General features: G+C 41.1%; 18 protein-coding genes and 1 pseudogene. 10 read left to right on the top strand and 9 right to left on the bottom strand.

Annotation, left to right across the window (positions count from 1 at the left end):
- Positions 1-45: 45 nt before the first annotated feature.
- On the bottom strand, positions 46-597 hold the full coding sequence (locus A3775_RS00945; RefSeq protein WP_066379324.1) for a tetratricopeptide repeat protein: 552 nt from the start codon (positions 595-597) through the stop codon (positions 46-48).
- Positions 598-892: 295 nt separating this feature from the next.
- Here A3775_RS00945 and A3775_RS00940 point away from each other — a divergent pair, with 295 nt between their 5' ends.
- The 4 genes from A3775_RS00940 to A3775_RS00925 all read left to right on the top strand — a co-directional run bounded on the left by A3775_RS00940 (position 893) and on the right by A3775_RS00925 (position 6,787).
- Positions 893-3,238: a bifunctional serine/threonine-protein kinase/ABC transporter substrate-binding protein gene (locus A3775_RS00940; RefSeq protein WP_066423464.1), complete on the top strand. Its 2,346-nt coding sequence runs from the start codon at positions 893-895 to the stop codon at positions 3,236-3,238.
- A 126-nt stretch (positions 3,239-3,364) separates the two neighbouring features.
- Positions 3,365-4,282 carry a homoserine kinase gene (gene thrB / locus A3775_RS00935; RefSeq protein ID WP_066423462.1) on the top strand — a complete coding sequence of 306 codons (918 nt, stop codon included), beginning with the start codon at positions 3,365-3,367 and terminating at the stop codon, positions 4,280-4,282.
- 13 nt (positions 4,283-4,295) lie between these two features.
- Positions 4,296-4,835 (top strand): hypothetical protein, encoded by a 540-nt coding sequence (locus A3775_RS00930; protein WP_066379331.1) that lies wholly within the window; start codon positions 4,296-4,298, stop codon positions 4,833-4,835.
- 338 nt (positions 4,836-5,173) lie between these two features.
- Entirely contained in the window at positions 5,174-6,787 is a 1,614-nt protein-coding gene (locus tag A3775_RS00925) for an NAD(P)H-quinone oxidoreductase subunit 4 (RefSeq protein WP_066423460.1), read from the top strand.
- Positions 6,788-7,027: 240 nt separating this feature from the next.
- Here the strand turns inward: A3775_RS00925 and A3775_RS00920 are convergent, their stop codons facing one another.
- Positions 7,028-7,444, bottom strand: coding sequence for a 2TM domain-containing protein (locus A3775_RS00920; RefSeq protein ID WP_066379336.1), 417 nt, complete (start codon positions 7,442-7,444; stop codon positions 7,028-7,030).
- A 563-nt stretch (positions 7,445-8,007) separates the two neighbouring features.
- Between A3775_RS00920 and A3775_RS00915 the strand changes: the two genes are divergently transcribed.
- The gene (locus A3775_RS00915) at positions 8,008-8,613 is read left to right on the top strand and encodes a Uma2 family endonuclease (RefSeq protein WP_066423458.1); all 606 of its coding nucleotides are present in this window, start codon (positions 8,008-8,010) and stop codon (positions 8,611-8,613) included.
- A gap of 125 nt (positions 8,614-8,738) precedes the next feature.
- Here the strand turns inward: A3775_RS00915 and A3775_RS00910 are convergent, their stop codons facing one another.
- Genes A3775_RS00910 through A3775_RS00900 form a run of 3 tightly spaced genes read right to left on the bottom strand, consistent with a single transcriptional unit; the run spans position 8,739 to position 10,679 of the window.
- On the bottom strand, positions 8,739-9,488 hold the full coding sequence (locus tag A3775_RS00910; protein WP_066423456.1) for a dual OB domain-containing protein: 750 nt from the start codon (positions 9,486-9,488) through the stop codon (positions 8,739-8,741).
- A 38-nt stretch (positions 9,489-9,526) separates the two neighbouring features.
- On the bottom strand, positions 9,527-9,976 hold the full coding sequence (locus tag A3775_RS00905; RefSeq protein WP_066379349.1) for a DUF488 family protein: 450 nt from the start codon (positions 9,974-9,976) through the stop codon (positions 9,527-9,529).
- Complete coding sequence (locus A3775_RS00900; RefSeq protein WP_066379351.1) at positions 9,960-10,679, bottom strand: DUF488 family protein; 720 nt, start codon at positions 10,677-10,679, stop codon at positions 9,960-9,962. The genes A3775_RS00905 and A3775_RS00900 overlap by 17 nt, the downstream gene beginning before the upstream one ends.
- Before the next feature lie 355 nt (positions 10,680-11,034).
- On the opposite strand from A3775_RS00900, the pseudogene A3775_RS00895 reads away from it, so the two are divergent.
- Positions 11,035-11,703, top strand: a pseudogene (locus A3775_RS00895) (Uma2 family endonuclease).
- 84 nt (positions 11,704-11,787) lie between these two features.
- On the opposite strand, the gene A3775_RS00890 reads toward A3775_RS00895, so the two are convergent.
- The 3 genes from A3775_RS00890 to A3775_RS00880 form a co-directional block, all read right to left on the bottom strand.
- Positions 11,788-12,138 carry a DUF1257 domain-containing protein gene (locus A3775_RS00890; protein WP_015113818.1) on the bottom strand — a complete coding sequence of 117 codons (351 nt, stop codon included), beginning with the start codon at positions 12,136-12,138 and terminating at the stop codon, positions 11,788-11,790.
- 141 nt (positions 12,139-12,279) lie between these two features.
- A complete protein-coding gene (locus A3775_RS00885; RefSeq protein ID WP_066379353.1) occupies positions 12,280-13,791 on the bottom strand; it encodes an AAA family ATPase in 1,512 nt (503 codons plus the stop codon).
- 91 nt (positions 13,792-13,882) lie between these two features.
- The gene (locus A3775_RS00880; protein WP_066379356.1) at positions 13,883-14,230 is read right to left on the bottom strand and encodes a hypothetical protein; all 348 of its coding nucleotides are present in this window, start codon (positions 14,228-14,230) and stop codon (positions 13,883-13,885) included.
- A gap of 329 nt (positions 14,231-14,559) precedes the next feature.
- On the opposite strand from A3775_RS00880, the gene A3775_RS00875 reads away from it, so the two are divergent.
- The 3 genes from A3775_RS00875 to A3775_RS00865 all read left to right on the top strand — a co-directional run bounded on the left by A3775_RS00875 (position 14,560) and on the right by A3775_RS00865 (position 17,635).
- Positions 14,560-15,009, top strand: coding sequence for a hypothetical protein (locus A3775_RS00875; RefSeq protein ID WP_066379358.1), 450 nt, complete (start codon positions 14,560-14,562; stop codon positions 15,007-15,009).
- A 203-nt stretch (positions 15,010-15,212) separates the two neighbouring features.
- Positions 15,213-16,367 carry an NAD-dependent epimerase/dehydratase family protein gene (locus tag A3775_RS00870; protein WP_066379360.1) on the top strand — a complete coding sequence of 385 codons (1,155 nt, stop codon included), beginning with the start codon at positions 15,213-15,215 and terminating at the stop codon, positions 16,365-16,367.
- A 137-nt stretch (positions 16,368-16,504) separates the two neighbouring features.
- Positions 16,505-17,635, top strand: a complete 1,131-nt coding sequence (locus A3775_RS00865; protein ID WP_066379362.1) for a glycosyltransferase family 1 protein — start codon at positions 16,505-16,507, stop codon at positions 17,633-17,635.
- A gap of 163 nt (positions 17,636-17,798) precedes the next feature.
- Here the strand turns inward: A3775_RS00865 and A3775_RS00860 are convergent, their stop codons facing one another.
- Positions 17,799-18,074 carry a hypothetical protein gene (locus A3775_RS00860; RefSeq protein WP_197480071.1) on the bottom strand — a complete coding sequence of 92 codons (276 nt, stop codon included), beginning with the start codon at positions 18,072-18,074 and terminating at the stop codon, positions 17,799-17,801.
- 830 nt (positions 18,075-18,904) lie between these two features.
- Here A3775_RS00860 and purC point away from each other — a divergent pair.
- A complete protein-coding gene (purC, locus tag A3775_RS00855) occupies positions 18,905-19,642 on the top strand; it encodes a phosphoribosylaminoimidazolesuccinocarboxamide synthase (protein ID WP_066379364.1) in 738 nt (245 codons plus the stop codon).
- The last annotated feature ends 243 nt before the right edge of the window (positions 19,643-19,885 follow it).

Below are 19,885 nucleotides of genomic sequence, written 5' to 3'. Positions count from 1 at the left end.
TTTCAGCATTATTACTGATTGACAAATGGTCGATTAGCTTCATCTCTAACTGATGACAGCATCAGTTAATCTGCTGTTAATTTGGTTAATTATGTTGATAACCTGTTCGTATTCGGCTGTTTTTCCTTGTTTTTCCAGCAGAACAGCAGCTTGATCTAAATCCTCAGTAGCACCTTTCAAGTCTCCTAATTGCAAGCGGGCAATACCTCGAATAAAGTAGGCTTCACTAGAGTTAGGATTAATGCGTATGGCTTGGTTGAAATCCGTAACTGCGGCTGTCCAGTCTTCCAATTGCAAGTGGGCAATACCTCGAATAAAGTAGGCTTCACTAGAGTTAGGATTAATACGTATGGCTTGGTTGAAAGCCGCGATCGCTCCTTTCTCGTCGCCCGATTGCAAACGTAAAACACCTTGTGTGAGGTAGAGAGCAGCATCGTGAGAATTAATTGTTAACTCTAATGATGATTGTCTGTCTAAGGCTGTAATGGGCGAAGTTTTCATCTGATTGTGGGCTGTTCCTACCGCAGATATAGCTTGTGTAGACAACGAAAGCACTAACGTCACCGTAGCAGCAGCAGTTGAGATAAAACGCTTCATGGATTTCTCCTTAATGCTGAGGTATGTTAGTAATTTCGCTGAATTATTTGGTCTACGCTAGTCAAGTTTTGGCTCACCACATAACTGATCTAAAATTGAGCTTGACAAATTAGTCATTAGTGATTATTCAGTAGAGACGTTGCATGCAACGTCTCTACAAGTCTCTTTCGCTCCCCCAGTTACTATTTTCAACAGAGAGCATTTGTAAAAACTCTGAAAGAAAATGATAAAAAAGCTTTAATTTATAACTTTTAGTCTTAAAATACCTGTATTGTTTGCTTGTCGTCTGGAGTTTATGGCGTACTGCATCAATCCTGATTGTTCACGGCGAAAAAATCCTGATAATTGTGCAGTATGTCAAAACTGTAAAACGCCGCTTATTCTACAAAATCGCTATCGACTTACACATCCTCTACAAGCTGATAGACATAGCTATACAGAAGTATTTGAAATTCAAGATTTACTTAACCCAGAACAGCCGAAAGTTCTCAAGTCTCTCAAGGAAGTTTCACCGGAATTAGAGCGACTGTTTCAACAAGAAGCATCAATTCTAACAACTTTACAACATCCTGGTTTACCTGTGGGTGAAGCGATGTTTCCCCTATTTTTAAATACAGGTCGTCAATTACGTTGTTTTGTGATGGAGAAAATTCCAGGACAAGATTTACAAGCCTGGTTATCTGAAAATCATTATTTAACATCCTATAAAATAGCGTTAGATTGGCTCAAACAAATCACGGAGATTCTACAATTTGTCCATGAGCAGAAGTTTTTTCATCGGGATATTAAGCCGGGAAACATTATGCTTCGTCCTGATGGCAAATTGATGTTAATTGATTTTGGGACAGCACGAAAGTTAACCGAAACTATTGTTAACGGGAAGCGTGTGACAGTGATTCATTCAATGGGTTACACTGCTCCCGAACAACTTGACGGTCATGCTGTTGTACAATCAGATTTCTATGCACTGGGTAGAACTTTAATTTATTTGCTTACAGGTATTGACCCAGCAAGCGATCGCCTGCAAAATTTACTTCATTGGTCTAAATATGTCAAAGATAAAAAAACTCCGAAAAGATTGATTGAGCTAATTCAGGCGATGACTGCTTCTAACTTACAGCACCGTCCACCAACTGCTCAAGTTATTCTCGATAAAATCGCTCAGGTTGAAAAGTATCCCCAAGTCCAATGGCAAAAATTCTTACTGACAACTACTTGTAGTATCTTTCTGCTGTTTGGTGCTAAACAAGTATATCAAGAAATTACCATTCCTCGGACTTGTGACCAAAGACTATATGATCATCTCAGTTGTGGTGAAGAAAGTCTAATTCCTAGTAGTTTTTGGGGTAATAGTCAGCCACCAACAGCAAAGCAATTAGCTATAGAAAAATATCGTCAGCAAAATTTTGCGGAAGCTTATGGTTTATTTCAAGAAGCTTTCAACCAAGAACCAGATGCAGAAACTTTAATTTATCTGAATAATACCAAAATTCAAATACAATTTACAGCAGAACAAATTTACACTATCGCCGTTGCAGTTCCCTTAGAACGTCGTACTGCTATAGGTTTAGAAATACTCAGAGGTGCTGCACAAGCGCAAACTCAAGCACTGCAACAAGGTCAACCTTTGCGAATTATCATTGCTGATGATAGTAATCGTCAAGATAGTAAAAGCATCATAGACAATAATGCTCGCAAAATTGCCCAGCATTTAGTAAAATACCGTGATTTACTGGCTGTTGTCGGACACTATAGCAGCGAAGCGACTAAAAAATCCTTGCCTATTTATCGTCAAGCTGGGTTAGTATTAATTTCTCCCACTAGCACCTCCCATCATCTTAACAGTCCTTTTTTCTTCCGCACTGTCCCCAGTAATGCTGTTGCAGCCCAAACAATGGCAACTTATGTATTTTCACAATTAAAACAACGCCAAGCCGCAATCTTTTATACTCAAGGTAGTGAGTATGCAGAATCCCTAGCTACTGAATTTCGAGCATCAGCAAAGTCTTTGTCTGGTAATGTAATTAACCATCAAGCGGCCTTTAATCTTGGCAGCGATCGCTTTAATGCCAAAATAGCACTAAATCAAGCCCAAAGCCAAGGAGCAACAGCAATTGTGCTGATTCCTGATGCGGGTGTAGGCTTGCGTGATAGCATTACAAAAGCTTTAGAAGTCATTCAATCAAACATCAACCAAGTTTGGGTAATTGCCGGTGATACTCTCTACAACCCTGATTTACTCACATCATATAAGGTGATATCTTCCCCAGGAATTAAACGCACAGCTTGGGCAGTAGCTTGGCATCCCGTCAAAGATATTAACTCACCATTTGCACAGCAAGCTAAAACCCTTTGGAAAATTGATAATTTCCCTAACAACAAAGAGATTACTTGGCGCACCGCAACTAGCTATGATGCGGTTTTGGTATTCAGCAAAGCTTTACAGGAAAAACCTACTAGGCTGGGCATTCGCCAAGTATTGACAAAATCTAACTTTTATGTTAATGGTGCAACTGGAGTAGTGCGATTTGTTGGGAGCAATCGCCAAAATAGTACACTGACAATAGTCAACATTCGTCAAAATTGTGATGCTCCTGGTGTAGTGTTTACACCAAGCGATCGCCCTTTAAAATGCCAGTAGTCCAAAGTCCCTACTTCCAAAGCTAATAACTAATGACTAATGACTAATAACTAATGACTAATGACTAATGACTAATCAACCCATAACATGGGATGCTGGTTGATTGGGTAATATGAGTATTGATAAATGTCTGTTGTTTCTTCTGTAACGGTTAAAGTTCCCGCCACAACTGCGAATTTAGGGCCTGGTTTTGACTGCATCGGTGCAGCTTTGACTTTATATAATCACTTCCAGTTCACACGCTTGGATGAAGGCGGGTTAATTATTCAAGTCACAGGTGCGGAAGCTGAAAGAGTACAAACGGATGAAAGTAATTTACTGTATCAGGCGTTTGTTAAGTTATATCAATATATAAATCAGACACCGCCATCTGTGAAAATAGAGATTGATTTAGGTGTACCTCTCGCCAGAGGTTTGGGTAGTTCAGCAACGGCGATAGTGGGGGGTTTAGTTGCGGCGAATCAATTAGCGGGTGAGCCTTTGTCACAGTCGCAGGTGATGGAATTAGCGATCGCAATGGAAGGACATCCTGATAATGTCGTCCCCGCTTTGTTGGGGGGATGTCGGTTAGCTGCTACCAGTAATACAGGTTGGGAAATTTGTGATGTTCCCTGGCAGAGTGATATTGTGCCTGTGGTAGCAATTCCTGATTTTGAATTGTCAACCTCAGAAGCACGGCGAGTTTTACCCACAGAATTTAGTCGTGCAGATGCAATTTTTAACACTGCCCATTTAGGCTTATTATTGCGTGGCTTGGCAACTGGTAAGGGAGAATGGTTAAAGGCAGCTTTACAAGATAAGTTACATCAGCCTTATCGTAAAGCGTTAATTCCTGGTTACGATGCTGTGAATGCGGCAGCGTTGGCGGCTGGTGCTTACGGTATGGTAATTAGTGGAGCAGGGCCGACACTGCTAGCTTTAACAAATGTCACACATTCCCAAGCGGTAGAGATAGCGATGGCTTCAGCATGGAAAGAACAAGGAATTACATCTGTAGTGCGATCGCTTGCTCTCGATACTCAAGGCGCAATTGATAATTCATAATTCAAAATACAAAATGAAAGAACTGAATCCTAGCTTGTCTTTAGAGCAAATTCAGTCAGAGATTACAGCACTCCAGTCTCAAATTCAGGTGCTGGAGCAAGAACGCGCGACTCTGACTAATAATAATGATGTAAATGTCCCGGAAGATGATTCACCTTGGGCAATTGTCGCAGCTTATCGCCACCAAGCTAGGGAAAATGCCCAGTTATTTGCTGAAATCAAGGGTATAGATGATGCGATCGCTGCCCTCAAAACCCAGCTACATTACAAACAGACTCAATTGGCAAGTCTCCCCAGAAAATTACAACGCATTACCCAACAGCAACAGCTAGAAGAAGCTAAAAAAGTTGCTCAACTCCATGCTGAACGTATCAATGAGATAGCGGGGGAACTAGCCACAGAAATCCGTCAACTCAAAGCTTGTGCTGATCAACTCAGCCCTTTGTATTGGCAGGTTTATTATAAGCCCTTTATTACCGGATTTAAAACCATCTCAGTTCCTCATGTACGTTCAGATGGGGAAGTTTGGACGATTGTCAATCGCATCGTATAGAAGGGAGCAGGGGAGGCAGGGGGAGCAGAGGGAGAAATTCTTTCTCAGTCAACAGTCAACAGTCAACAGTCAACAATCCCCATTTCTTAACTTTTGTAACGACAGTCCTAGCTGTCGTTTTTTGTTGACGTTGCAGAACTTTACATTTACCCTGGACTAGCTACCAATTTTGATAAGTATTTATTCTGTTTTATCCTGAAAATAGCAGCTTGATTGAGTATATATTCCTAAACTACCTCAAAATTTAATTTTTCAAGAGTTAAACAACCTTTACAAAAGTACGAATTACTTAATATAATGTAACCAAAAGCGAAAACAAAAAAAGATTGTCATAAGTGATGAATCCCGTAGGATTTCCCTGGCTAACAGCCATAATTGCCTTGCCGTTGGTGGCAGCCTTAGCCATCCCTATAATTCCAGACAAAGAAGGTAAAACAATTCGGTGGTATGGTTTAGGAATAGCGATCGCTGACTTTGCCTTAATGATTTACGCCTTTTGGCAAAACTACGATTTCCAAAGCTCCGCCTACCAATTTGTAGAAAAATACGCTTGGATACCCCAAATAGGCTTGAATTGGTCTGTAGCAGTTGACGGCTTATCAATGCCTCTACTCTTGCTCACCGGCTTAATCAACACCCTAGCAATATTCGCGGCTTGGAAAGTAACCAACAAGCCGCGATTATTTTATGGGTTAATGCTAGTCATGTATAGCGCACAATTGGGTGTATTTGTTGCCCAAGACTTGCTGTTATTCTTCCTGATGTGGGAAATCGAGCTAGTTCCTGTATACTTGCTAATTTCCATCTGGGGAGGGCCAAAACGCCGCTATGCAGCCACCAAATTTATTCTTTACACTGCTGCCGCTTCTATATTTATTCTCTTATCCGGTTTTGCACTAGCATTTTCTGGAGATACATTCACCTTCGACATTGCATCTTTGGGAATGAAAGAATATCCCAAAGTTGTTGAACTCTTAGCTTACACAGGTTTCTTAATTGCCTTTGGCGTAAAACTGCCAATTTTCCCCTTACACACCTGGCTACCTGATGCCCACGGTGAAGCATCTGCACCCGGTTCAATGATTTTGGCTGGTGTGTTATTAAAGATGGGTGGTTATGCTCTCATCCGCTTCAACATGGAAATGTTACCTGATGCCCATGTTTACTTTGCGCCAGTCTTAGCAATATTGGGTGTAGTTAACATTATCTACGGTGCTTGTTGCGCCTTTGCTCAAACCAACCTCAAACGCCGCCTAGCTTACTCTTCAATTGCCCACATGGGTTTTGTACTCATTGGTTTAGCTTCCTACACAGAAATTGGTGTAAGTGGAGCTATGCTACAGATGGTTTCCCACGGTTTAATTGCAGCTAGCTTATTCTTCTTAACTGGCGTAACTTACGAGCGTACCCACACCTTATTAATGGATACAATGGGCGGTATCGGTAAACTCATGCCCAAAACCTTCGCCCTCTACACTGCTGGTGCAATGGCTTCTCTAGCCTTACCTGGAATGAGTGGCTTTGTAGGTGAGTTGATGGTATTCCTTGGTATTGCTACCAGCGATGTTTACAGTTCCAGCTTCAAGGTTGTAGTAGTGCTGCTGTCAGCAGTGGGTGTGATTTTGACACCAATTTATCTACTTTCCATGCTGCGTAAAGTCTTCTACGGCAAGCAAAGCGAAGAGTTACATTTAGATGCTGTAATTCCTGATGTCAAACCCCGTGAGTTGTTCATCACCGCTTGTTTAATTGTTCCCATCATCGGTATTGGTTTGTATCCCAAATTAATCACACAAACCTATGATGTGAAGACAGTAGAAGTTGCAGCCCATGCCCGTCAAGTGCTACCAATTGTAGGAGAACAACAACCTGCAAGTCTGTACTCACAAATTTTCACAACACCAACCTTAGCTTCTGCTCAAGTTGAAAGTTTAGTTAATATTTCAAAGTAAATATCAGTCCCAACCAGGGAAAGAACAGTAAAATTTAATTCGAGGGGAATGTAGGGGTAGTTATAAAACTACCCCTAAAATTTTTTAGTTAGGGAACACAAAAAAATAAATTATCCAAATTGACTGTTAGTAGGGTGCGTCAGTACGAGAAACCCTAGCTATACCGAGAAAATATTCATACTGACGCAACCTAAATTTTGAATGTTTTTTTTATCTGTAATTCCCTTAAATTTGGGTAATTTACTTAGGCAGTTTTTTAGACCATTCCTGAAAATCTTGTTCATAAGATTCCCCCTGAGTTTGATAAGCCTTCATACCAGAAAAGAACAACAATAAGCCCCAGCCCAGTAAGGGAAAAATTGCCCAGAAATACGAAGGACTTGTCACCAGATTTAAGACAATCAAAAATCCATTGACAGCAATATAAGAAATCAGTTGTGTTTTAAATTCGTTATGTCTTTGGGCGTGGAATTTCTGCCGTTTTTTATCTTCGATTTCTTGGGTTAACCATTCTTGTTCAGCAGCTTGCAAAGATTCCGATGATACTCCTAATTCTGCGGCTATTTCTAAAATCTGCTGTCGTGAAATTTCTCCCTGTTGCTGACGGGCAAAAGCTTTTTGGAGAATCTGTTGCATTTGTTCGGAATTGTAAGTCATATAAATACCCTAAGAATTTGACAAAATAGCTGGGAGAATTAAGTGAATTTTGAAACTTTAGCTACAAAATCATGTACAATATAATTACCCGTTGTGACGAACTGCTGAGACACACATTTTATATCTGAAAAAACAACCCATACAGTAATTGAAAACACAAATATAGTTGTATTGGGTGAGTTGTTATCGTTTTATTTGTTAAATAAAATATTGTTAATTATTCTAGATATTTAGCAAGACTTAATATCTGGTAACACATCTTGCAAGAGTTGCTAGATAATAATTTTCGTAGGGTGGGCATTGCTGGCAATTTGCTTAAACCCTGAGTTTTACGTTGTTAGCTGTGCATCGCCTATTCTGATAGGAAAGTAAGAAAGATACAGCATATTTCATCTTAGTCAAATATATAAGGGCGGGCAGGATGCCCACCCCACAAGATTTATGATATTGAATATGTACCTTTTTTACTTGCAAAGTGCTGTATGACTAGAGAGAGAAGAATACATCCTAGTCACCGTAAGACGGTGTGTATAGAGTTCTGAATACAGAATGAATTAAAAAATATGACGACAAATTTACCCGTAATTACAGAAATTCTACCAATAGTATTGCGATTACCGAGTGCGATCGCCATGAGTGACGAGCAATTTTATGAATTTTGTCAACTCAACCACGATTTTAGCATCGAACGTAACACTATGGGAGAATTACTAATTATGCCACCAACTGGTTCTGAAACCGATGAGAGTAACTTTAACTTAATTGGACAGCTATGGGTTTGGACAAAGCAAAATGGTACAGGTGTAGGATTTGGTTCTAGTGGTGGATTTACTTTACCCAATGGTGCGGTACGTTCTCCTGATGCGGCTTGGATAAAACGCACACGCTGGGAAGCAATACCATCAGAACTACGAAAAAAATTTGCACCCATTTGTCCTGAATTTGTGATTGAATTGCGTTCTGAAACTGATAATTTACGAATCTTGCAAGACAAGATGCAAGAGTATCTAGATAATGGGACTTTACTGGGTTGGTTAATTGATAGAAAACAACGCCAAGTTTTTATTTATCGCCCTAATACTCAAGTTGAGATATTAGATAATCCTCAGACACTTTCTGGTGAAACTCTATTACCTGGGTTTGTTTTAGATTTAAGTCAAGTTTGGTAAATGATATCTTGCACCATTCTCAATCATTATAGGGTGGGCAATGGTGACAAGCTCAAATAGGGATTTGAGTTAATCTTCAGCATTGCCCACCTTACTTTAATTGCAATCTTTAAGTCATACTCTCCTTAAATCCATCCTAACCGTTGCTTCACATCGGCAACATTGATTACGGCAGCAACTAATTTATAACAAAAGAGTTTTTCTTGACCAGATGGGGGGAAAGGTTCACTTAAGCTGATAGTCAATATGAATTTATCTGGTTCAAAGTTATACAATTCAGCTTTTTCTATAACTTCTTCACAAGAATATGTTCCCTCTTTCAAAAAAGATATTTTTTCTATCCATATAGGATCTGTAATTGGTAAATCATAACGATTTACACCTAAATAGAAATGACATCTGAATTTCTTTTCATTATCGTAATTTGTCTTAACTACCCACTGAATTATTTCTGGTTTTACCAGTGCTAGTGAAGACTGAGCAGATGAAGTTTCTAGATATTCATAGGGAATTTGTTTCTCTGAATTACCTAAAAGCTCTGGAGAATCAGAATACTTTTGAATTTCTGGACTTAGCAAATTTCGAGCTTGACTTAAAGTTAAACTTCCTACAGATTCCCAATATTTACTAGAATCTATCAACCAATTTTCTGGTTGATGACATTTGGGATCTTCTCTCAGGCAGGGAATTCTGATAATGTCAAAAAGCTCTGGCTCATGACCATTATTGAAAGTGTAATGTTCTGGATACAGAGTACCATCGTGTTTTGGAGAAACTGGACGCAGCCACCCTGAACCATCTGTTTTCAGACCTGCGATGCAAATTCCGCCATGCTTGATAGATTTTGCTAGGCAGATAATTTCAAAAATGGGCATTCTTAACCTCTTTTCTGTACCCTTAGCAAAGATTAGTTTTAGAGGTGATGAATTTTAATTGCTGTGTCTAGCTGACGTTGCAGATACTCAGCAACTAATCGACGATGGCAATTATGAGGCTTGGCCTCACTACACAACAAGCAACCTTCATCTAGAAGATGGGGAGAAACCTTCTTCTCAATCTGTCTCTCTGTAATGAGTTGATTGAACCTCTCCTCATATGTTGCCCAGTTGATGCGCTTCTTTTTATATTCGTCTAAAATCTCTTTGGTAGGAGCCAGATCCAAAATATGGATGTACTCAATTCCTCCAATTCGCCGCAGAAAATACTCTAAGTCTTGCTTCTTTGTAAACCCAGCTAGTTGGGAAGCGTTGTTCAGTCGAGTGTCAATCACTCGCTTAACTCCAGCTTTGATAAGTGTTTCAAAAAACTGCTCCGCTTTTTTCTGTGTAAAGCCGATAGTGAATAAATTAACTGACTTGCTCATTAACTTGCTCTTGATCTGTGTGTTTTTCTTCTACGTATGCTATGCGCTCCCCTTGTAGCTGATATGCTTTCTCTAGTAATTCTTCATGTGAGAGGGGTGTAGAGATTTGATCAACCTGTTGAGCATTAGTTTCATAGGCGTTCATATCAAAAAGTGAAAGTTGTGTGCCTCGTTGACTTTCTTTATGCGATTCTGGAGACAGAGGTAATAACTTATCTAAATGATGTAGCTTGAGCAATCTTGCTTCTAAGCATTGATGTGTTTCTAGTTCGCCATTCTTGCGAATATGCTGAATTTCTAAGCCTATCTTTTGCAAATGCGGACAAACTAAAATAGCTCGATGACAAACGATAGGATCTTGTTCCGCACACATCAAACTAATTTGATATTTTTCAGCACCTTTAGCCAGACGATTTAACCCCTCCGCAAAAGCTTCTGAAGCTGCAATTAAATCATAACGAGCCATACCGTCTACATAACAACTTTGGTCTTGAGGACGCGCACCCAGGCGATCGCCAAGGTAAACATAAGCTATGTTAGCGGTCTTAAGTGCTGCTTTAAAAGCAGCTTGGTTAAATTGAGGAAATCTACGACTATAGGGACTAGAGCGAACATCAGCTATAGCAGTAACTCCATATTGTTTTAAAAGACTAATAAAAATTTCTATTGAATGGTTGGAGTGACCAATAGTAAATACTGTCATAATTAGTCATCATAAATTTCCTGCTGTCATATTAACCCTAAAGGCATTGCTCACCAAAACCTACTGGCGTTACAAGGCTAAAATGATGCAAAAAAATTGTAGGTTGGCGAGCGATCGCCGTGGACGGGTTTCCCGGCTTGGGGCGAATGGCGTTTGACTTCAGGAAACCCAACACCAATATCCTAGTTGGGTTGCGCTGCGCTTAACCCAACCTACGTCTGAAGAAATTTAAATGTCTATAAATTTGAAGCATACATTATGGGCAACCTAACCTAGTGGGTAAATAGTCTAACCGTAGTGGAAAAGCTGTTCGTATTCTCCTAGATTAGAAATAAGATTTTCAAAGTAATGATCTATGACTCAAGCCATACCCAAGCCAGTAACATTTGAGGAATTTGTCGATTGGCTACCCGAAAATACTGCGGTACGCTATGAATTCCATAATGGAAGCATTGTTGAGATGGCACAACCAATAGGGGAACATGAGGAAGTAAAGGGTTTTTTGACAATCAAGCTGAGTGCAGCAATTGACCGATTAAACCTACCTTATATTATCCCCAACCAAGCTATAGTTAGACCTCTAGAAAAAGATTCTGGTTATTTTCCCGATGTGTTGGTGCTAAATCGGGCAAATTTGGTGAATGAAACATTATGGAAAAAAGAATCTATCGTTAGCTTAGGTGCATCAATACCTTTGGTGATTGAGGTTGTCTCAACTAACTGGCGAGACGATTACTACTTAAAATATGCTGATTATGTTCGCGTAGCGTCTCGAAGAGAAGAGATGGGTATTGCTGAATACTGGATTGTAGACTATGCTGCGTTGGGGGGACGGAATTTTATTGGCAACCCCAAACAACCAACCATATCTGTCTGTAATTTAGTGGATGGAGAATACCAAATTAGCAAGTTTCAAGAGTGCGGTGTCTGACGACAAGCCGCAGAGCGGCTACGCATTATCTCCCAAACCTTTCCTGAATTAAACTTCACCCCAACCCAAATTTTTCAAGCTGGTTTAATTTAAATAATGCTTGTACACATAAAAAAAGCGGGCTAACCGCTATGACATGGTTAACCCGTGCAGCTTTGGGAACGCGCAGAGAAATTGTTATTGCAATACTAATTTCACGTTGGCGTTTTGCAAACCGCGCTGTTTTACTTCTGCCAAGGTTTTGTTAACAGCGTATTTTTGGTTAATGGAGTTGATTAACTCGGTTTGGTTGTGCTTCTTAGCAACACCCCACAGGTCAGCGATTAGGTCAAAAGAACCATCGCTGTTGCGAGACCAACCTAAGTCATATTCGCCTTCCAAAACTGCAACGATGTCGGAACGAACGCGCTGACCGTTATAACCACGTACATCAGCTTCTGTTTTTACGGTGATACCCAGGTCACGCAAGGAAGCTTTGAGGATTTCGGCATCGGTGATTTTGGTGCGAAGAGTGCTAAAGTGAGACATTTGGGTTTCCTCCAATGAGAAGATTGAGAAGTTTAAGACAACGGTTTATTTTCAGGGAGCCGCGCTTATCAGGATGCGGCTTTTTTCGTAACTGCTAGCGGGTTAGCTAGCCTTTCCCCCTGGGTTAGCAAGGGAAAGCTTTTAGAACTCCATGCGCTGATATTCAGCTACGGAGGCTGCGGCGGGTCTGGCTCGCTGTCTAGCCCAATCTCTGAGGGCTGTAACTTGTTCTTGCATCGTGCGAGACAGTGGCAAGGTGGCTTTGAGTGCCGCAATAATATCTAGTTGGGTGAACTCACGGTCTTGGGCAAAGGCTTCATACATTGCCGCAACCAGTGCTTGTTCAATTTCTGCCCCAGAGAAACCATCAGACATCTTGGCTAGTTGCTCCAAATCAAACCGAGAGATGTCTTCACGGCGTTTTTTGAGGTGGATATTAAAGATATCACGCCGTTCTTCAGATGTGGGCAGATCCACAAAGAAAATTTCATCGAACCGGCCTTTCCTCAAGAACTCCCCTGGTAAGCGTTCGACTCGGTTGGCTGTTGCCATCACGAACACGGGAGATTTTTTCTCTTGCATCCATGTGAGGAAAGACCCAAATATCCTGCTTGATGTGCCGCCATCCGAGTCACCAGAACCAGCACTACCAGCGAAAGATTTATCCAATTCGTCAATAAACAGAATCGCGGGTGAGATTGATTCTGCTGTTTTTAGGGCATTACGCAGATTAGCTTCACTTCGTCCCACCATCGAGCCGTCGTAAACTCGCCCCATATCTAAACGCAACAGTGGTAAGCCCCACAGTCGGGATGTTGTTTTTGCTATTAGTGATTTACCACAACCAGGAACCCCTAAAATTAGCATCCCTTTTGGTTGAGGTAGACCATATTCTCTTGCTCTCTCTGTAAAAGCGTTTGAGCGTTGCTTGAGCCACTTTTTCAGCTCTTCCAAGCCGCCTACAGCATCAATGGTTTCATCTTCTTCAATGTATTCTAGTATACCATTGCGCTTAATTAATTGCTTTTTCTCAGATAGAACTATATCTACTTCTGCTTCTGTGAGTCGCCCTGTGGTGACTTGCGCCTTGCGATACACTTTCTCAGATTCATCTTTAGTTAAGCCTAAAGCGGCTCTGAGGAGTTTTTCCCGCGCTTCTGTAGTCAAACGCTGCCCACGGTGATGGTCGAGGTGGTAAGTTAAAACTTTGTTTAACTCTGACATATCTGGCAGTTGGAAATCCAGAACCACGACTTCTTTTTCTAGTTCAATGGGGACTTGCTGTATGGGGGACATCAAAATGATGTTCTTTTGCATACCCTTAAAACTAGCGATCGCATCACGTAATGATCTTGTAGTCGCGGGAGCATCAATAAATGGATGTAAATCTTTAAGAATAAATATACCGGGTTCTTTTTGCCGGATGATCCACTCAATCGCCGCCTCTGGCGAAACGGTGTTGTGTTGAGTTACGCTCCGAGGTTGACCATACTCCACGATGCCATGAGTTACTGTCCACACAAAGACTCGGCGTTGCGGCCTTAACACTTGGGAGATGGTGGCGATCGCCTGCTCAGCCCGTTCTTCCTCGGAGGTCACAAGGTAGATTAGTGGGTATTGAGCCTGAATTAAGATGTTGAGCTCTTCTTTCATACATCGACCTACTTGAGACCCTAGTACAGTACAGACATCGTTTTGTTGGTGACAACAACCGAATTTACAAATTACTTACCTTTATTCCTAACTAACAAGGAACTAATTCTTCCTCACCCTTGGGATGGGTTTCATCTTCAGCCATTTCATCAATCGGAAGATGCTCTTTACCGATTACTCCTGGTTGTCTGCCTAAAGCAACTAACTCCCCATCACGCAATACCAAGGAACTGTCACAGGTGGGACAAGAATAAACTCTGTGAGTTCTTCCGTAAGCCGAAGCCTCCAATTCCTCTACTAACTCTGAGTTCGTCAGGTAGAAAACAAGGGCGCGTTCAGCAAGGTCTGACATTGGTTCAGAATCAACTGCTGACCTAATCTTCAGCTTTCTGTGCAGTTCTGGCGACAAATACAACGTAACCTTTTGCTTAGCTTGCATATAACTCTTTATTGGTCTTACCCGGGTATGTATACTACGTTATCCACTGCCAGCTTTGTTGTCAAGACAGTAAGCCGCTTTGATGGCAATTTTGTCACACTTCTTTACAATCGCCACTGATTTGTTACAAAAAAATGTGAGCAAACAAGTTATATAAGAAACTAATGATTAATGCTTTTCTCACAGATTTAATCAGCTAGTATTTTGGTAAAATTTCCCTATATAACCTAAATTTTGGCGATAATTATCAATGTAAGCTTGTTGATTACTACAGTAAAAACATGTAGATTAACTAAAATTTTTATACTATAATTTCTTGAGTTGCTGGCATGGTGTCTAACGGCAAATTGATTGTTTACATTTGTACTTTGTGTTTCATGCTGTGGGGATGTTCTGCACCTGGATGGAAGACTTACAGCAATTCCCGTTATGGCTTTGGGTTTCCCTATCCCAGTAATTGGGAAGCTTTAGCCGCACCCAGCAACGATGATGGCATGGCGTTTGTTTCACCTCGAAACAAAACTGTAGAAATTCGTGGGTGGGCTAGTAATCAGCTATCAGCAGCAAGCAACACCGCAACCAGTCCTAACTTTCAAACTGTCCAAGGAGTGTCCGGGGTGCTGTTGGTGGAAGTGGGTGATACCGTAAGTTCCATGCAACTGACGCTGGAACAGAATCAAGTGAGATACTACTGGCAGGGAAGAAGCCCAAGTCCAGAATTTCCAGATTACTATCGTTTATTTGACTACATAGCCCAACAGTATCGAATTCCTGAATAGCCATCATCAACTGAACATCAGGATTGACGCATACAAGCCTCAAAGTCCAGATGGCAACTGACTTTGTTAATTTTGAATTTTAAATTTTGAATTTTGAATTTGGTATTACCTATTCCCTAATTTCATCACATCCATAAGAATGTTGAGTGAGCAGGTACAGAAAACTGGTAGATTTAGCTAACAGCGAGTACAAACTGGTGAAAATGAAAGTCCTAGTTATTGGTGGCGATGGATATTGCGGTTGGGCAACCGCACTGTATCTTTCCAATCGCGGTTATGAAGTTGGAATCTTAGATAGTTTAGTGCGCCGGCATTGGGATAATGAACTGGGTATCGAAACCCTCACGCCGATCGCACCAATTCAGCAACGCCTCCAACGCTGGCAAGATTTAACAGGTAAATCCATTGACTTGTTCGTTGGCGATATTACCAACTACGAATTTCTGCACAAAGCGTTGCGTCAATTTGAGCCAAATGCCATAGTGCATTTTGGGGAACAGCGTTCAGCACCGTTTTCCATGATTGATCGGGAACACGCAGTTCTCACCCAGGTGAACAATGTCGTCGGTACATTGAACCTGCTGTATGCAATGAAGGCAGATTTTCCCGATTGTCATTTGGTGAAATTGGGAACAATGGGTGAATACGGCACACCCAACATTGACATTGAAGAAGGTTATATCACCATTGAACACAATGGGCGCAAAGATACCCTACCCTATCCGAAACAGCCCGGTTCAATGTATCACCTGAGCAAAGTACACGATAGCCATAATATCCACTTTGCTTGTCGGATTTGGGGTTTACGTGCCACCGACTTAAACCAAGGTGTGGTTTATGGAGTCCTTACCGAAGAAACAGGAATGGACGAACTGTTGATCAACCGCCTAGATTACGATGGCGTGTTTGGGACAGCGTTGAATCGTTTCTGTATTCAAGCGGCGATAGGTCATCCCCTGACAGTTTACGGTAAAGGTGGACAAACTCGCGGATTTTTGGATATTCGGGATACAGTGCGCTGTATTGAAATTGCGATCGCCAACCCGGCACAACCCGGCGAATTCCGCGTATTTAACCAATTTACCGAACAGTTTAGTGTAGGTGACTTGGCATTAATGGTGAAAAAAGCCGGTAATGCTTTAGGACTGAATGTGGACATCAATAACTTAGAAAATCCCAGAGTCGAGAAAGAAGAACATTACTTCAACGCCAAAAACACTAAATTACTCGATTTAGGGTTACAACCTCACTATCTCTCTGATTCTCTCCTCGATTCTCTGCTAAACTTTGCTGTCAAGTATCAAAAACGAGTTGATCACAAGCAAATTTTACCTAAAGTCTCTTGGCATAGAAGTTAAACCAGCACTTAAGCAAAAAATTGCTTCGTTTTCCAGGGGTATAAGGGTTTAAGGGTGTAAGGGTACAAGGGTTGTCAACACCTACACCCCTACACGCCCATACCCCTACACCCTTTTTTTTGACTGCATAATTTTCTATGAGAATTGCCCTATTCACCGAAACCTTTCTACCCAAGGTTGACGGGATTGTGACACGCCTGTGTCACACCGTTGACCATTTACAACGTATTGGCCATCAAGTTTTAGTCTTTTCTCCTGAAGGTGGTATTACTGAACATAAAGGTGCGAAAGTTTACGGCGTTAGTGGCTTTCCCTTACCTTTGTATCCAGAGTTAAAAATTGCCTTACCTCGCCCAGCTATTGGTTACGCCCTAGAACAGTTTCAGCCAGATATTATTCATGTTGTCAACCCGGCAGTTTTGGGATTGTCTGGGATTTTTTATAGCAAATTCCTGAAACTGCCCTTAGTTGCTTCTTACCATACTCATTTACCCCAATATCTTCAGCATTACGGCTTGGGGATGTTAGAAGGGTTGCTGTGGGAACTGCTGAAAGCTGGGCATAATCAAGCAGCTTTAAATCTATGTACTTCTACGGCGATGATGGCAGAACTTTCAGCACATGGTATTGAACGAGTAGATTTGTGGCAACGGGGAGTAGATACAGAATTATTTCACCCCGATTTAGCTAGTTCACAAATGCGCGATCGCCTCACGCAAAATCACCCAGAAAGCCCATTGCTGTTATACGTTGGTCGTCTTTCTGCCGAAAAAGAAATCGAACGCATTAAACCCATCTTAGAAGCCATTCCTCAAGCGCGTTTAGCACTCGTAGGAGATGGCCCCCACCGCCAAGCCTTAGAAAAACACTTTGCTGGCACAAATACTTATTTTGTTGGCTATCTCAGGGGGCGTGAGTTAGGATCTGCCTTTGCGAGTGCCGACGCGTTCATCTTCCCTTCCCGTACAGAAACCCTCGGCTTAGTTCTACTAGAAGCAATGGCGGCTGGTTGTCCCGTAGTCGCAGCCCGTTCTGGTGGCATTCCCGATATTGTTACAGATGGTGTCAATGGGTATCTTTTTGACCCACAAGCTGATATACAAGATGCCATTAACGCCACTATTCGCCTTTTGGAAAACAAACAAGAACGCGACACTATCCGTCAAAATGCTCGCCGAGAAGCTGAAAAATGGGGATGGGCATCAGCCACCCGTCAGCTACAGGATTACTACGAAAAAGTGATATTTGCTCAACAGGCAAGAGTGTAGGGACTCTTGACTCTTGACTGGGAAGACAAGGAAGACAAGAAAGACAAGAAAACCGGGGTGTTTTCAGTACAGAGGAAAAAAATCCTATGCCCAATGCCATCAGCCAATCGACTGATGTATCCCCCTTGTCTTCCTGCCTTCCTGTTACAAGTCTCTCATACCCTTAACTTTTAGGCTGATCGCTTTCGCTTTGAAACGGGTTTTCGCCAATTTGCAGTTGTTTTTTAGTACGTTTTAAGTTTTTCCATAAAACTTTTATTTGTTCATAAGCTTCTTCTGGCGACAGCTTTCCGCCAGTTTCTAAATTACAAATGTAACTAACTCTTTGGGCAAATTCTTGCAAATTGGCATTAAAAACTAAATTTTCTGGCTTTACATGACCGTAATAACGACCACGAGGATAGATAAAATTATCTTTGCTCACTATTCTTTGCTCCATTTATTCAACTCCTCTCGGTTTTCATATTTGAAGTTGAATTACTAGCCGACTGTTTGCTTGACATTGGGTAAATGTTCGGCACTGCTACTAGCAACTATCTCAAAGCTTTTTATTTTTCTCCACCGAAAAATATTAATATTTTCTCAACCGTTTTCGGTCGTGTCGGTGTTGATCGTTTGTAAAACAGGTAATGACTGCAAGTATGCAAGTCACAAAAATTTTTCTGGCAACTAAATTAATTCATCTTTATATCTATCTCTTGTGTGAGAGTCCGTCAAATCCATTTATTATCCTAATCCCGTAGGTATGCTATGAAGAAATTGATTTTTTTAACTTGAACATTAGATAATTACACGGAAAATTTTGTCAAAATCAGATGAATTAACAAAGCCCTCATTATACCTGTCAGCGCAGCTATGAGTCTCTCCCTTTAATTAACGATTTATTTCATCTTATTTCATTTTTTAAAAAATTGTCCTGTCATGTTTTTCTGTTGTAATAAAAGTAAATAGTAACAAAAGATACTTACATCCTTAATCCCAAAGCAATATTGACAAACAAGGCTACCAGTGTATTAGTTAAAAATCAACAGTCAGACTTAAGCTATCACCCATACAAGACAATCCACATCTGCCCTAAGCCAGATATAAGCAGATTATAGTCCTTAGTTGCGCTTTCAAGTGACTATTTGTCTAGAAAAATCTTAGTCTCCAAAATAAACGGATAATGCTTTAACTATGGGTTGATGACTAATTTTCAATAACAAAAGATAAAATAGTTAAGCCTTAAAAGACAACATCTGTCCATCCCCTAACACTTTACGTCCCATCATGTCTGTTCATTCCAAACTATACGAAGGCAAAGCAAAGATTCTCTATACAACTGACGAAGCAGAAATTTTGCTAGCTGACTTTAAAGACGATGCTACCGCGTTTAACGCTCAAAAGCGAGGCAGTATCCTAGGCAAAGGGAGGATAAATTGTAGCATTTCCAGCCAGCTGTTTCAACAATTGGAAGCTTCTGGTATAAAGACGCACTTTATAGATAATCCTCAACCGCACCAAATGCGGGTGAAAGCAGTGAAAATCTTGCCCTTAGAAGTAGTTGTCCGCAATATTGCGGCTGGTAGTCTGTGTCAGCAAACAGGGTTAGCACTAGGTACAGTTTTAAAGCAGCCGCTAGTCGAGTTTTATTATAAAAACGATCAATTGGGAGATCCACTATTAACACGCGATCGCCTCTTACTCATGGAACTAGCTACGGCGGAACAAGTAGACACAATTACCCATCTTGCATTACAAATTAACGAATTCCTGAAAGACTTTTGGTTGCGGTGCAGTATTACCCTAGTAGACTTCAAACTAGAATTTGGTTTGGACTCACAACAGCAAATACTCTTAGCCGATGAAATTAGTCCCGACACCTGTCGGTTGTGGAACACAACAGAAACAGATCCCAATCGCCGTGTCATGGACAAAGACCGTTTCCGTAAAGACTTGGGGAATGTAGAAGATGCGTATGAGGAGGTTTTACAAAGAGTCCTACAAGTAGTAGAAACAAAAAATTAGACATATCAAAAAAACTTACGCCAACCTTACAAAAATTATCACTTTTTGTTTGTAGTGTACCCCTTTGGGGAAGCAAGCTACGCGTAGCGTCCGCACTAGAGGACTAAAGTCCTCTCTTCTTGGCGAACAGACGCTACGCGTACAAGCATCAGGACTAAAGTAGGGGCGGATTCTCAGAGTGAATCTGTAAGAAGACAGAATTATTGATCAACCCGCCCTGACTCAGAACTTAAAATAACTTTA

The sequence above is a fragment of the Anabaena sp. 4-3 genome, assembly GCF_001597745.1.
Classification (GTDB): Bacteria; Cyanobacteriota; Cyanobacteriia; order Cyanobacteriales; family Nostocaceae; genus Trichormus.
Note: the sequence above shows the minus strand (reverse complement) of the source record. Positions and strands in the feature narration are given on the sequence as shown.